Origin of the sequence: Curvibacter soli, from assembly GCF_029211125.1 — a bacterium.
Taxonomy (GTDB): domain Bacteria; phylum Pseudomonadota; class Gammaproteobacteria; order Burkholderiales; family Burkholderiaceae_C; genus Curvibacter_A; species Curvibacter_A soli.
Map to the genome: position 1 here is coordinate 1 of NZ_JARGEN010000017.1, position 13,402 is coordinate 13,402.

The 13,402-nt window shown below is 66.9% G+C and carries 14 protein-coding genes and 1 tRNA gene; 7 read left to right on the forward strand and 8 right to left on the reverse strand.

Annotated features, from left to right (window positions below):
• Window positions 1-63: 63 nt before the first annotated feature.
• Window positions 64-849 (reverse strand): DNA polymerase Y family protein, encoded by a 786-nt coding sequence (locus tag PY257_RS03535; protein WP_275738818.1) that lies wholly within the window; start codon window positions 847-849, stop codon window positions 64-66.
• A 133-nt stretch (window positions 850-982) separates the two neighbouring features.
• On the opposite strand from PY257_RS03535, the gene PY257_RS03540 reads away from it, so the two are divergent.
• The 4 genes from PY257_RS03540 (at window position 983) to PY257_RS03555 (ending at window position 3,323) form a co-directional block, all read left to right on the forward strand.
• Window positions 983-1,198, forward strand: coding sequence for a hypothetical protein (locus tag PY257_RS03540; protein WP_275738820.1), 216 nt, complete (start codon window positions 983-985; stop codon window positions 1,196-1,198).
• Window positions 1,199-1,243: 45 nt separating this feature from the next.
• Window positions 1,244-1,945: a histidine phosphatase family protein gene (locus PY257_RS03545; protein ID WP_275738822.1), complete on the forward strand. Its 702-nt coding sequence runs from the start codon at window positions 1,244-1,246 to the stop codon at window positions 1,943-1,945.
• A 208-nt stretch (window positions 1,946-2,153) separates the two neighbouring features.
• Window positions 2,154-2,687 carry an acyloxyacyl hydrolase gene (locus PY257_RS03550; protein ID WP_275738823.1) on the forward strand — a complete coding sequence of 178 codons (534 nt, stop codon included), beginning with the start codon at window positions 2,154-2,156 and terminating at the stop codon, window positions 2,685-2,687.
• Between the two features lie 384 nt (window positions 2,688-3,071).
• Window positions 3,072-3,323 carry a YfhL family 4Fe-4S dicluster ferredoxin gene (locus PY257_RS03555; RefSeq protein ID WP_275738825.1) on the forward strand — a complete coding sequence of 84 codons (252 nt, stop codon included), beginning with the start codon at window positions 3,072-3,074 and terminating at the stop codon, window positions 3,321-3,323.
• Between the two features lie 341 nt (window positions 3,324-3,664).
• On the opposite strand, the gene pth is transcribed toward PY257_RS03555, so the two are convergent.
• The 7 genes from pth to PY257_RS03590 form a co-directional block, all read right to left on the reverse strand.
• Window positions 3,665-4,300 (reverse strand): aminoacyl-tRNA hydrolase, encoded by a 636-nt coding sequence (pth, locus tag PY257_RS03560; RefSeq protein ID WP_275738827.1) that lies wholly within the window; start codon window positions 4,298-4,300, stop codon window positions 3,665-3,667.
• A gap of 79 nt (window positions 4,301-4,379) precedes the next feature.
• On the reverse strand, window positions 4,380-5,021 hold the full coding sequence (locus PY257_RS03565; protein ID WP_275738829.1) for a 50S ribosomal protein L25/general stress protein Ctc: 642 nt from the start codon (window positions 5,019-5,021) through the stop codon (window positions 4,380-4,382).
• Window positions 5,022-5,138: 117 nt separating this feature from the next.
• On the reverse strand, window positions 5,139-6,113 hold the full coding sequence (locus PY257_RS03570; protein ID WP_275738831.1) for a ribose-phosphate pyrophosphokinase: 975 nt from the start codon (window positions 6,111-6,113) through the stop codon (window positions 5,139-5,141).
• Window positions 6,114-6,160: 47 nt separating this feature from the next.
• A tRNA-Gln gene (locus PY257_RS03575) sits at window positions 6,161-6,237 on the reverse strand.
• A 20-nt stretch (window positions 6,238-6,257) separates the two neighbouring features.
• Entirely contained in the window at window positions 6,258-7,130 is an 873-nt protein-coding gene (gene ispE, locus PY257_RS03580; RefSeq protein ID WP_275738833.1) for a 4-(cytidine 5'-diphospho)-2-C-methyl-D-erythritol kinase, read from the reverse strand.
• A gap of 6 nt (window positions 7,131-7,136) precedes the next feature.
• Window positions 7,137-7,613, reverse strand: a complete 477-nt coding sequence (locus tag PY257_RS03585) for an outer membrane lipoprotein LolB (protein WP_275739133.1) — start codon at window positions 7,611-7,613, stop codon at window positions 7,137-7,139.
• A 50-nt stretch (window positions 7,614-7,663) separates the two neighbouring features.
• A complete protein-coding gene (locus PY257_RS03590) occupies window positions 7,664-9,448 on the reverse strand; it encodes a tetratricopeptide repeat protein (protein ID WP_275738835.1) in 1,785 nt (594 codons plus the stop codon).
• Window positions 9,449-9,487: 39 nt separating this feature from the next.
• On the opposite strand from PY257_RS03590, the gene mutM reads away from it, so the two are divergent.
• The 3 genes from mutM to mutY all read left to right on the forward strand — a co-directional run bounded on the left by mutM (window position 9,488) and on the right by mutY (window position 13,384).
• Window positions 9,488-10,303, forward strand: coding sequence for a bifunctional DNA-formamidopyrimidine glycosylase/DNA-(apurinic or apyrimidinic site) lyase (mutM, locus tag PY257_RS03595; RefSeq protein WP_275738838.1), 816 nt, complete (start codon window positions 9,488-9,490; stop codon window positions 10,301-10,303).
• A gap of 79 nt (window positions 10,304-10,382) precedes the next feature.
• Window positions 10,383-12,344 carry a dynamin family protein gene (locus tag PY257_RS03600; RefSeq protein ID WP_275738840.1) on the forward strand — a complete coding sequence of 654 codons (1,962 nt, stop codon included), beginning with the start codon at window positions 10,383-10,385 and terminating at the stop codon, window positions 12,342-12,344.
• Window positions 12,341-13,384 (forward strand): A/G-specific adenine glycosylase, encoded by a 1,044-nt coding sequence (mutY, locus tag PY257_RS03605; protein WP_275738842.1) that lies wholly within the window; start codon window positions 12,341-12,343, stop codon window positions 13,382-13,384. Before PY257_RS03600 ends, mutY begins: the two co-directional genes overlap by 4 nt.
• The last annotated feature ends 18 nt before the right edge of the window (window positions 13,385-13,402 follow it).

Consider the following 13,402-nt stretch of genomic DNA (forward strand, 5'->3'; position numbering starts at 1 on the left):
CCGTCACAGCCCCGAAAATCCCGATTTATCGCGCCTCCCTCTCTTCATTTATCTCACTCCCGTTCAGTAGGCGCCCTCGGGGTTGCGCTGCGCGGGCGGCAGCACGTGCGAGTGGCCCAGCGACTGCTGCTTTGCGGTGCGCACCGCCATCCATTGGCCGCGCATCTGGTCGTACATCTCGCTGCCGGCCACGCCGCCCCAGGCGGTGCGCAGCAGGTCGCGCGGCGCGGCATAGAACTGCGCCATGGTGGCGATGCCGCAGCGCGCGAGCCGCGCCTGCATGCCGGGGCCGATGCCGGTGATGGCGGCCAGCGGCAGGTGCAGCAGCGCGGCGGGCAGGTCGCGCTGCTCCAGCACCACCAGGCCGTCGGGCTTTTGCATGTCGGAGGCCAGCTTGGCCAGCAGCGTGTTGGGCGCGATGCCGATGGAGGTGCGCAGGCATTCGCCCAATTCGCCGCAGATCGACTGCTTGATGCGCCTGGCGATCTCCAGCGCCTTGGCGCGCTGGCGCCAGGAGCCGGTCAGCTCGCATTCCATCTCGTCGATGGAGCGCACCTGCCGCACGGGCGCCACGCGCTCCACGGCGGCCAGCGCGCGCTGGTGGTAGTCCACGTACACCTCGGGGCGCGACTGCACGAACACGATGCCGGGACACAGGCGCCGCGCCTCGGCCACGTTGGTGCCGGTGCGCACGCCAAAGGCGCGGGCCTCGTAGCTGGCGGCGATGCAGCAGGTGCTGTCGGTCATGAGCTGCACCACGCCCACGGGCCTGCCGCGCAGGCGCGGGTCGGCCTGCTGCTCCACCGAGGCGAAGTAGGCGTTGAAGTCGATGAACAGGCTGCGCAGCATGGCTTTCCTCGGAATCTGTCGATGACTGTAATTAAAAACAGTATCATGCGCACTGTCCACCGCCATTTCCGGCGTCGGGCATGGGGTGAAGCCGAAAGGCAATCTCGACAGGGGGCTGGGGCCGATGCGACCGATGACGAAGAAACTGGCAGCGGCCGTGCTGCTGCTCATGGTGACCGGCCAGGCCGCGCTGGTCTGGGCCGAGCCCGCGCCGTGGTACCGCTGGCGTAGCCGCGTGAGCGGGGCCGTGGTGTGTGCGCAGGCCTCGCCCGGCGAAGGTTGGGTGCGCGGCGGCGGGCCGTTCCGCGACGCGCGCTGCGCGAAGCTGGTTCGGCCACCGGGCCAGTGAGCGGCGCACGTGCATTGCGCTTGGCAGCGCTACCATAATGGAGCCATGACTGAACTCATCCTCGTGCGCCACGGCGAAACCGACTGGAACCGCGAACTGCGCTTCCAGGGGCACATGGACGTGCCGCTCAACGCCGCGGGGCTGGAGCAGGCCCGCCGCGTGGCCGAGCGGCTGGCGGGCGAGGCGGCGCACCACCTAGCCTGCAGCGACCTGCTGCGTGCGCGCCAGACCGCCGAGCCGCTGGTGCGGCAGTTGTGGCCCGGGCTGCGGCTCGATATGGTGGCCAACGCGGCGCTGCGCGAGCAGCACTTCGGCATGATGGAGGGCCTGCGGTGGCAGGACATCGAGCGCGATCACCCCGAGGCATGGGCGCATTGGCGCACGTTCGGCGCCGACAGCGGCATGCCCGGCGGCGAGACGCGGCGCGAGTTCCATGCGCGCGTGATGGCCGCACTGCGTGCGCTGGCGGCGGCGCACGCGGGCCGCACGCTCGTCGTCGTCACGCACGGCGGCGTGCTCGACATGGTGTGGCGCACCGCGCGCGGCACGGGGCTCGATGGGCCGCGCCAGAGCGAGATTCCCAACGCCGGCATCAACCGCGTGCGCCTCGCGGGCGAGGCGGTGGAGATCCTGCAATGGGCCGATACGCGCCACCTCGCCGGCATGCCCGCGCAGCCCGTGTACGACCAGCGCGCGGTGGTGGCCCAGGCATCGGCCACGCCCTCGCGCCTGGATTCTCTGGCGTGATCCGCAGATGAGCTGCATGGATGGGGCATCAGGCACTCGCGCAGAGGGAAGGCAGGCGGTACCAGCACCGTAACCATGGTCTGGGAGATGCCGGTGAAACCCCGGCCCGGCAAAGAGCCGCGCAGTCCATTACACTGCCTTTCGCCGCAGGGTGCGGCTGCGTGCCGGCGCAACACCGGTCGCAAGAAGAATGATAGGAAAAACTTCCATGGAGATTCAGCATACCGGGCGGTCCGCCATGCGCGGCCTCCGTACCCTTGCTGCTGCGGGTGTTCTGCTGGCTTGTGGCGCGTCGCAGGCGCAGGAACTGGGCCTTTTGGTGGGTAATTATCATGGCAACCACCGGGTGACCCTGCTCTATACGGCAGCGGTGCCGTGGTACAGCAGCGAACTCGCGGGGCATACATTCGAGGTGGTGCCCGAGGCGGGCGTTTCGCGTTATTCCGCCTCGCAGGGCCCGGACCGCGTGCTCTACCAAGTGCATGCCACGCCCACGCTGCGCTATTGGCTCGGCGACCTGTATCTTGAAGGCGGCATAGGCGTGTCGCTGCTCGACGGCACCCGCCTGAATGAGCGAAGACTGTCCACGGCGTTCCTGTTTTCCGACCATCTCGGCCTGGGGTACAGGGTCTCGCCCAAGGTGCGTGTCGGCTACCGCTTCACCCATGTGTCCAACGCCAGCATCAAGCAGCCCAACATGGGCATCGACATGCAGCAGTTGTTCGTTAGCGTGGCGTTCTGACGAATGCTATTTATTTGATAGCTGTAAGTGTAGGTAAATCCTGCGCTGGAGGCCATTTTTATCTCAGGCGCCGGCCACGGTGCGGGAGCGGCAGAACCAGTGGCAGGTGTGCTGCATCAGCATCAGTTCGGCCAGCACGATGAAGGCGCGTTCCTTGGGCGGCAGGCGCGCCGCCCCGGAGGGTGCGCATGTCGAAGGTGGCGGAGGCGGTCATCGGGTCGGCTCCATGAGGGCATGGCGGGGGAAGGGAGGCAGGATTCCGCTGCGGCAGCGCCGCATTATCCTGGCACGGTGCAAGGGGGATGGGACGGCGCGGGATAATCGCGCCATGCCGAGCAGCCGCTTTTGCGACCAGAGTTTCCTCCGTCCCCGGGAGGGGCCGCCATGGCGTTGATGATCACCGACGAGTGCATCAACTGCGACGTCTGCGAGCCCGAGTGCCCCAACCAGGCCATCTACGCCGGCGCGCAGATCTACGAGATCGACCCTGGCAAGTGCACCGAGTGCGTGGGCCATTTCGACGAGCCCCAGTGCGTGCAGGTCTGCCCCGTGGCCTGCATTCCCGTGAACCCGGCGCACGTGGAAAGCCGCGCGACGCTGTGGCAGAAGTACCAGCGGCTGCAACTGGCGCAGTGAGGCCGGAGAAGTACCGGGGCGCGCCGCCACATCGGCTGGTACGTCTTTGCTCATGACCGCCCGCTGCCACGCAGCGGGCTCAGGCGGGCTGCGCGGCCATGGATCATCCTGGAAACAGCAGTTGACCGCTTTGCATCCCTTGCCAGGCCGCATGAAATCAAGCGTTGACGGCTTCGATGCGTTCACCTCATGGGTGAGAACGCTATGCACCTGCCAGCACCGCGCTCGGGGCGCCATGTGGCGTTGCTCCTCCTTGCGGGCAGTAGCCCGCCGCGTCGTCTCGCCTTGCCTGGCACCCCGATCACGGCACCGGCGGGCGCATCCAACTGCCGTTTCCAGGATCATCCGCGGGTGGTGTCCTGGCCTTGCGGCGCCTCGGCGGGGCGGGGCGGCTTGGGGCGCGGAGGCTTGCTCGTGTGCACGAGCAGCATGGCCTTGTCCATGTCGCCCGCGAGGAAGGCAGGTACGGCCTTGAGCGTGCGCTCTATTGTCTCGTCGATGGCGCGGCGGTGGTCGGGCGAGGGTTTCTTGAGCACCCAGTGGATTACCTCGCTCTTCACGCCGGGGTGGCCGATGCCGATGCGCAGGCGCCAGTAGTCGGGCGTGCCGAGCTGGGCCTGGATGTCGCGCAGACCATTGTGCCCTGCGTGGCTGCCGCCCTTCTTGAGTTTGGCCTGACCGGGCACCACGTCGAGCTCGTCGTGCGCGACGAGGATTTCGTCGGGCGCGATCTTGAAGAAGCGCCCCAGTGCCGCCACCGATTTACCCGAGAGGTTCATGAAGGTCTGCGGCTCCAGCAGCCAGACGGTTTGGCCCTGCACGCTGGTACGCGCCACGAGGCCGTGGTAGCCGCGATCCGGCACGAGCGATACCTTGAGCTCGCGCGCCAGCGCGTCGATCCACCAGAAGCCTGCGTTGTGGCGCGTGCCCTCGTACTCGGAGCCCGGGTTGCCGAGGCCGACGAACAGTTTGATCATGCTGCGATTATCGAGGCCTGAAAGCAGAACGGCCCGCGCAAGGCGGGCCGTGGATGCGATGGCGCTTTTCAGCGGACCATTACTTCTTGGCAGCCGGCGCTGCGCCGGCTGCCGCGGCTGGCGCAGCAGCGGCTTCGGCGGCCGTCGGCTCTTCGGTGCCTACCGTCGGCAGCGTGGCGTTCACCAGCACCGGGTTGGCGTCATGGCCATGCAGGCGCACGGTCACGCCCTTGGGCAACTGGACGTCACTCAGGTGCAGCGTGCCCTTCTTGAGGCTGCTCAAGTCCACCGCGATGAACTCGGGCAGATCGGCAGGCAGGCACGACACTTCGAGTTCGGTGACGATGTGGCTGACGAGGCACTTGTCGTCCTTGACGGCGGGCGAATTCTCTTCGCCGCTGTAGTGCAGCGGCACCTTCATGTGCAGCTTGGTCTTGGCGTCCACGCGCTGGAAGTCAACATGCAGCACGAACTGCTTGAACGGATGGTATTGCACGTCGCGCAGCAGCACCTTGGTCGCATTGCCGGCCAGTTCCATGTCGAGCACGCTGGAATGGAACGCTTCCTTCTTCAGCGCGTGCCACAGCGCGTTGTGGTCCAGCTCGATGAGCTGGGGCTCCCCGGTGCCACCGTAGACGATGCCGGGCGTCTTGCCCGAGTTGCGCAGACGGCGGCTCGCACCCGTACCTTGCTTGGCGCGCTCAAAAGCGACGAATTTCATCAAAGACTCCTCATGAAGCCGACCGCGACCAGTGCGGCTCCGGTTGCAAAAAGGCTCCGGGGAAACCGGAGCCGCTGTAAGCCCGGCAGCATCTGCAGCCGGGCGAATTTCTTTGGCTCAGAACAGGTTGACCTGGTCGGAGAACAGGCTCATCACCGAATCGCCCTTGGCGATGCGCTGGATGGTTTCGGCAAACAGCGGCGCCACCGTAAGCTGGCGGATCTTCGGGCAGGCCTTGGCCGCGTCGCTGAGCGGGATGGTGTTGGTGACCACCACTTCGTCGAGCGCGGGGCCCTGGGCGATGCGCTCGATGGCGGGGCCCGAGAAGATCGGGTGCGTGCAGTAGGCGTAGACGTTCTTGGCACCGCGCTCTTTCAGCACCTCGGCGGCCTTCACGAGCGTGCCGGCGGTGTCGATCATGTCGTCCATGACGACGCAGTTGCGGCCGTCGATGTCGCCGATCACATGCATGACTTCGCTCACGTTGGCCTTGGGGCGACGCTTGTCGATGATGGCCAGGTCGGTGTCGAGTTGCTTGGCCAGTGCGCGCGCGCGCACCACGCCGCCCACGTCGGGCGAAACCACGATCAGGTTGTCGTAGTTTTTCTGGCGCAGGTCGCCCAGCAGCACGGGCGAGGCGTAGATGTTGTCCACCGGGATGTCGAAGAAGCCCTGAATCTGGTCGGCATGCAGGTCCATGGTCAGCACGCGCGCCACGCCCACGGTCTGCAGCAGGTTGGCCACCACCTTGGCCGAGATCGGCACGCGCGTGGAGCGCGGGCGGCGGTCCTGGCGCGCATAGCCGAAGTAGGGGATCACGGCGCTGATGCGCTCTGCCGACGCGCGCTTGAGCGCATCGACCATGACCAGCAGTTCCATGAGGTTGTCATTGGTTGGCGCGCAGGTGGACTGCACGACGAACACGTCGCGGGCGCGCACGTTCTGCTTGATCTCGACGGTGACTTCACCGTCGGAGAAGCGACCGACATCTGCCGCGCCCAGCGAAATGCCGAGGTGGGCGGCAATTTCGGCGGCCATGCCAGGATTGGCATTGCCGGTGAAGACCATGAAATCGGGGTGATGAGCCTGCATGAGAGCACCAGCGAGCTGAAAGAATTGCCTGTACGCTGCAACGTATTTGGCAGGGGAGGAAGGACTCGAACCCTCGCATGCCGGAATCAAAATCCGGTGCCTTGACCAACTTGGCGACTCCCCTACACGGGTTGGCGCTGAAAATCAGACGCCCACCGATGACTTGTCGCTGGGTGCCCAGCCCACCAGGGGATGGACATCCAAATTACTGCACTGCCTGACCTGCCAGCCCGAAGGCGCGTCGGACAGATCGATATCGTGCGCCATTCGCGCAAACACTGCACTTCCGGAGCCCGTCATGCGGGGCTGCAAGCCTTTCGCGGCAAGCCATCCAAGGGCCTGCGTCACGTCGGAGCACAGCATCTGCGCAACAGGCTGGAGGTCGTTGTGGCCAAAGCCGTAGTGATCTGCAGCAAAGCCTGCAATTGTAGCAGGCTTTGAATCGCGTTTCAGTGCCGGGTGGGAAAAAATTGACGCGGTTTCCAGGCCCGCGGCAGGGCGTGCCACCGCGAATCGGGCGGGCGGCGGCGCGCAGGCGCCTTCCAGCGGCGTGATGCGCTCGCCCACGCCTTCGACCCAGGCATTGCGCCCGCGCAGGAAGAAGGGCACGTCGGCGCCGAGCGCGAGCCCGATGCGTTCCAGTTGTTCCAAACCCAGGTGCAGCCCCCAGAGCCGGTTGAGCGCCAGCAGGCAGGACGCGGCATCTGAAGAGCCTCCACCCATGCCGGCCTGCGCCGGCACGCGCTTGATGATGCCGATGTGCGCGCCCTGTGCCGTGCCCGTGGCGGCTTGCAAGGCTCGCGCGGCGCGCGTGGTCAGGTCGTCCGGCGGCAACGCAGGGCCCAGGTCCTCGCGGCTGATGCGTCCATCACTGCGCAACGCGAAGTGCAGGCTGTCGGCCCAATCGATCAGCATGAATGCCGACTGTAGCTGATGGTAGCCGTCGCTGCGGCGTCCCACGATATGCAGGAAAAGGTTGAGTTTGGCCGGCGCCGGTACGTCGTAGAGGACCTGCATGGTCGCTCACTGGTCGAGCACAAGGCGCAGTGTTGCGGCGGGCTGCGGCGCGAGGCGCGACGCCACAAGCCTGCCCTCGCCGGCCTGACGCAAGTCGGCCTGCCAGCCGGCGACGGTGGCAGGCTCGCCCGCGAGCCATTGGAACAGCGCGGCCACGGGGATGGCTGTACCGGTCACCTGCTGCAGCAATGCGTCAACCGACGCGAATGCGTGCGTGCCGTGTTCGTCGCGCAAGGTGGCGGTGCTGGCGTCCCAGCGGATTTGTGCGAGCGTGCTGCCGAGCGGCGTGTACAGGGTCAGTTCGCCCTGTCCGACATCGCCCTGCAGATCGAAGGAGGCGAAGAACGATTGCGGCTCGGGTGATTCGATCTGCAGCGCGAGCCGACCCGACCAGTGGTTGCTGGCGGCGGACGCGTCTGCATCCGGCTTGCGCGCCGGTGCGGCGCAACCCGCCGCCAGGACGGAAGCTGCCAGCACGGCCACGGCCAAGCACAGAAAACCGCGCCGCGCGCTTGCTGGCGGCATGCCGCCGGTCACAGCCGGGCCCGCAGCCGCTTGACCGTTTCGCGCAGCGTTTCGTTGTCGGCGCCACGCTGCATGCCTTCTTTCCAGATTGCCGTGGCGCGGTGGTATTCGCCCATGGTCCACAGCACTTCACCCAGGTGCGCGGCGATTTCGGGGTCGGGGCGCGACTTGTAGGCGCCTTCGAGCAGGCGCAATGCCTCGTTGTTGTTGCCCATGCGGAACTCGGCCCACGCCAGGCTGTCGACGATGAAGGGGTCGCCGGGCGCGTATTCGAGGGCCTTCTGGATGAGCTGCTTGGCTTCGGGCAGGCGCACGCCGCGGTCTGCGAGCGAATAGCCGAGGGCGTTGTAGGCGTTGTGGTAGTCGGGCTTGGCCGCGATCACGCGGCGCAGCAGTTGCTCCATGGCGTCGAGCCGATTGAGCTTTTCGGCGACCATGGCCTGGTCGTAGAGCAGATCGGGGTCGTCGGGCGTGGCCTTGGCGGCCTGCTCCAGCAGGTCGAAGGCAGCCTGGAACTGCCGCGCGTTGCGCAGCAGTTCCACCTCGGCCATGAGTTTGGCGCGCTGCTGCGCTGGCGTGTCAGCGGGTTGCCGCTGGATCAGCTTGCGCGCCTCGTCGAGCTTGCCTTGCGCGGCCAGCAGGGATGCGCGCCGCACCTGGGCGCTGAATACGTCGTCGGCATTGTCGATCTTGTCGAGCCAGGATTGGGCCGCGGCGTAGTCCTTGCGCTTTTCGGCGATCTGCGCCAGCAGCAGGTAGGCTTGCGTCTTCGCGCGCGCATTGTCGGTGGGGGCGCCTTCAGACGGGTTGTCCAGACGCGCGAGGTACTGTTGCAGCGAGGCTTCGGCGCGGGCGTACTGCCCCTCTTGCAGCAGCAGCGAGCCTTGCACCAGCCATGCCTGCGCCAGTTCGGGCTTGTCCTGCGTGACGATCTGCAACTGGCGCGCCGCTTCGCTGTAGCGCTGGGCTTCCAGTAGCGCGCGGGCATAGGCCATGCGCACCTCGGGCAGCGGCTTGCCCGCCAGGTAGGCGAGTACGATGGCTTCGGCGTTGGGCTGGCGGTTTTCCATCAACTCCAGTGCCAGTATCGCTGCGCCTTCGTTGGCAGGATCGGCGGCTTGCGCATTGCGCGCTGCGGCGATGGTTCCGTCGTGATCGCTGGCCGCCAGGCGCATTCGGCCTATCGTGACCCATGCCGTGGATGCCAGCGCCGGGTCGCTGCGCGCCGCTGTCAGGGCGTCTTCCACGATGGTGGCCGCCAGGGCCTTGTCGGCCACCCGCGCATACAGCGACGGGATGCCCTGCATGCTGGCAATCCTTCCCATTTCAGGGGCCAGCGAGAGTTCCGTGCGCAGGGGCTCCAGACTCTCCGCCACGCGGTTGAGCGCCACGAGGATCTGCAGCACGTAGCGGTTGGCCTCCTGCGAGCCGGGCAGGCTTTCCTTCCATGCCCGTGCCGCCGTCAGCGCTGCGTCGCCCGAGCGCGACTGCAGGGCAATGTCGGCGGCACGCTTGAAGAGTTCGGGGTCGCTGCTGCGGCGCGCAGCGTCGAGCATGAGGGCGAATCCCGCCCCCGGGTCGCTGCCTGCCGCGTTGAGCTCGCCCAATAGCACTTCGTAAAACAACTCCGCATCGCGCAGTGTGCTGTTGATGGAGCGTGGAATAGCTGGAGCAATGGTGGGCGCAGGGGCGCTGGGCGCGTCGCTCGTGGGGGTTTGGGCAAGCGCTGGAATGCCCGCCGCAAAGGCGGCCGCGGCCAGTAGAAAGACCGCGAAACGAGAGGACTGCGTCATCAAACCATGATAATCCAAGGCCGTAAACTCCATGTATCCATGCCCGAACTGCCCGAAGTAGAAGTCACCCGGCTGAGCTTTGCCGATCGCATCGCCGGGGCGCAGATCGAATCCGTGCGCATGGGCAAGCCGCTGCGCTGGCCCTTTGGGGGCGACCCTGCAGCACTCGTGGGCCGCAGCGTGCGGGCCGTGCGCCGGCGCGGCAAGTACCTGCTGCTCGATCTGGACGAAGGCATGCTGATTCTGCACCTGGGCATGTCGGGCAGCCTGGGCTTCGCTGCACAACTGCCCGCTGCGGGCCCGCACGACCATTTCGACATGGGTACTTCGCGCGGCATGCTGCGCCTCAACGACCCACGCCGCTTCGGTGCCGTGGTGCTCACGGCGGGGGAATCCTACCCGGAGGCGCAAAAACTGCTGGGGCGGTTGGGCATGGAGCCGCTGTCGGACGGCTTTGACCCGCATGCCTTCCATGCGGGACTGCAGCAGCGGCGTGCGCCAATCAAGCAGGTACTGCTGGCTGGAGAGGTGGTCGTGGGTGTGGGCAACATCTATGCGTCCGAGGTATTGTTCCTGGCCGGCATCCATCCAGAAACGCCGGCTGCACGCATCGGTGCCGTGCGCGCGCAGCGCCTCTGCGGCGCCATTCGCGGCGTGCTGGCACGGGCGGTGAGCAGGGGCGGCAGCACGCTGCGCGATTTTTCCAACGCCCATGGCGAAAGCGGCTACTTCCAACTTGAAGCCAATGTATACAACCGTGCCGGGCAGCCTTGCCGCACCTGCGCCACGCCGATACGCCTGCTGCGGCAGGGGCAGCGCTCCACGTATTTTTGTCCCCGCTGCCAGCATTTCTGAAAACAAGGCGCATGGCGGGTCGGTGCTATATTCTTTGAGCTTTCCACCGCTGGATCCGACCAGCCATCCCAGGGGCACCGTGAGCATATCTTTCAACGAGCAGTTCGACAGGCATGGCGCGTGGCGGCGCGAATTCGCGCTGCGGCTCAAGCTGCTGGACGATTGGCTGGCCAGCCACGACCTCATGGACGCCGCGGTGCAGGAGCGGCTGCAGCGGCTTGAAGAGCAGGTGCGCGCCGACAAGGTAACGGTCGCCTTCGTGGCCGAATTCTCGCGCGGCAAGTCCGAACTCATCAATGCCCTGTTCTTCGCGGGCTATGGCCGCCGCATCATGCCGGCCAGTGCAGGGCGCACCACCATGTGCCCAACCGAACTGGGCTATGACGCCGCGTTGTCTCCAAGCCTGCGCCTGCTGCCCATCGAAACGCGCCTGCAGCCGCAAGGCCTGGCCGAATGGCGCTCCACCCCCGAGAAATGGGCGCACACGCCGCTGGACATGCAGGACGCATCCCAGCTCGCCGCCGCCATGGAAAAAGTGGCGGAGGTGCGCAAGGTCACGAAGGCAGATGCCCAGGCGCTGGGTTTCTGGCACGACGACATGCCCGACGAGAACCCCTTGCCGGATGCGCAGGGGCTGGTCGAAGTGCCGATGTGGCGCCATGCCGTCATCAATATTCCCCATCCGCTGCTCAAGCAGGGGCTGGTCATCCTGGACACGCCGGGCCTCAATGCGGTGGGTGCCGAGCCCGAGCTGACCGTCAATCTGATCCCCCAGGCCCACGCCGTGGTGTTCATCCTGGGAGCCGACACGGGCGTCACGCGCTCCGACCTGACCATCTGGCGCGAGCATCTCGTGGTGCCGAGCGGCAGCGAGGCGCGCCTGGTCGTGCTCAACAAGATCGACACGCTCTGGAACGCGCTCAACACTCCGGCCCAGGTGCAGGCGCAGGTGGAGCGCCAGCGCGCCACGTCGGCGGAGATGCTGGGCCTGCCGGTCGGCCAGGTCATAGCCGTGTCGGCGCAGAAGGGTTTGATCGCCAAGATCAACCACGACGACGCGCTGTTGAAGAGCAGTGGCTTGCCCGTGCTCGAGGACGTGCTCGGCAAGGGCATCATGGGGCAGCGTCAGGTGATATTGCGGGCTGCAGTATCCGCCGGCATCGCCAGCCTGCGGTCCGAAACGGCGCGCGTCATCAACATCCGCCGCCGCGACCTCGATGACCAGATGCTTGAGCTGCGCAGCCTGCGCGGCAAGAATGCTGCAGTCATCGGCGCCATGCGTTCGCGCATCGAACAGGAGCAGCGCGAGTTCGACCAGAGTACGTCCAAGATACACGCCGTGCGCGCCGTGCACATCAAGCTGCTGCGCGAGGTGTTCCAAATGCTGGGCGGCCCCGCCATCAAGAGCGAGATGGCCGAACTGACGCAGATGCTGCAGCAGCGCGGGCTGAAGCTCGGCGTGCGCAAGGCGTATGTGCAGACCTTCGAGCGGCTACGCGCCATCCTGGAGCGCGCGGGCAGCGCGGGCATCGAGATCCATGCCATGCTGGGTGCGACCTTCCGCCAGCTCAATGCCGAATACGGGTTCTCGCTGCAGCCGCCGGGCGAGCCGGAACTGGCGCGCTTTACCGATGATCTGGCACGCATCGAGCAAGGGCATATGCAGTACCTGGGCGTCACCAATGCGCTCAAGCTCGCGCAGCCAGAATTCGCGCAGCGGCTCGTGCGTGCGCTGGCAACGCGGCTGCGTACGGTGTTCGAATCGGCAGCCAACGAGCTGGAGATCTGGAGCAAGTCCGCCACCGCGCAGCTCGATGCGCAACTGCGCGAGCGCAGGCGCAGCTTCGCGCGCCGCATCGAGGCGATCGACCGCATCCAGCATGCGGCCAATGGGCTGGCCGAGCGCATCGAAGAAATCGAGTCGCAGGAGCAGGCCCTGGCCGACCTCGAGTCCCGTCTGCAGGAACTGACCGGGCAGTTGCTCGCGCCGCCCGCGGCGGATGCAGCGCCGCCTGCGGTGGGCAGCCTGCAGCCGGCATGATGCAACAGTACGAGAGTTTCGCCGACGCCGTGGTGCGCTGGCAAGCGGCGCATGGCCGCAATGGCCTGCCCTGGCAGCAGACGCGCGACCCCTACTGCGTCTGGCTGTCGGAGATCATGCTGCAGCAGACGCAGGTGGCGACCGTGCTGGCATATTTCCCGCGTTTCGTCGCGCGATTTCCGGATGTGCATACACTGGCCGCTGCCTCGGGCGACGAGGTGCTGGGTCTCTGGAGCGGCCTGGGCTACTACAGCCGCGCCCGCAACCTGCACCGCTGCGCCCAGCGCATCGTGGCCGAGCACGGCGGGCAATTTCCCCTCACTGCTGAAGCATTGCAGACACTGCCCGGCATAGGCCGCTCGACCGCCGCGGCCATCGCGGCGTTCTGCTTTGGCGAGCGCGCGGCGATTTTGGACGCCAACGTCAAGCGCGTGCTGACGCGGATGCTGGGCTTCGACGCCGATCTGGCCGATGCTCGCAACGAGCGCTTGCTGTGGGCGCACGCCACGGACCTGCTGCCCGCCACGCAACTGGCTGACGCCATGCCGCGCTACACGCAGGGCCTCATGGATCTGGGCGCCACCGTCTGCCTGCCGCGCAAGCCTGCCTGCCTGCTGTGCCCCGTGCGCGAGCGTTGCACGGCGCATCGCCAGGGGCAGCCCGAACGCTACCCCGTCAAGACCCGCAAACTGCGCCGCAGCAGCGAAGCATGGTGGATGCTGCTGGTGCGCGATGCCGGTGGGCGGGTGTGGCTGGAGCGGCGTCCGTCGGCAGGCATCTGGGCGGGCCTGCACTGCCTGCCGACGGCCACGGGTATCGATGCCTGGCGCGGCTCGGCGTTGGGGAACGACGCATCGCAATGGCGCGAGCTGCCAGCATTCGTGCACGTGCTGACCCACAAGGACCTGCACCTGCACCCCGTGCTGGTCGACGGCGTGGCACCGCATGCCCTGGGAGGGCAGGGCGACTGGTTCAGCCCGGACCAGTGGCAGGCGCTGGGTCTGCCGGCGCCAGTGCGCCGACTGCTGCAGTCGGCGTGAAGGTCTGCGCGGACGGAT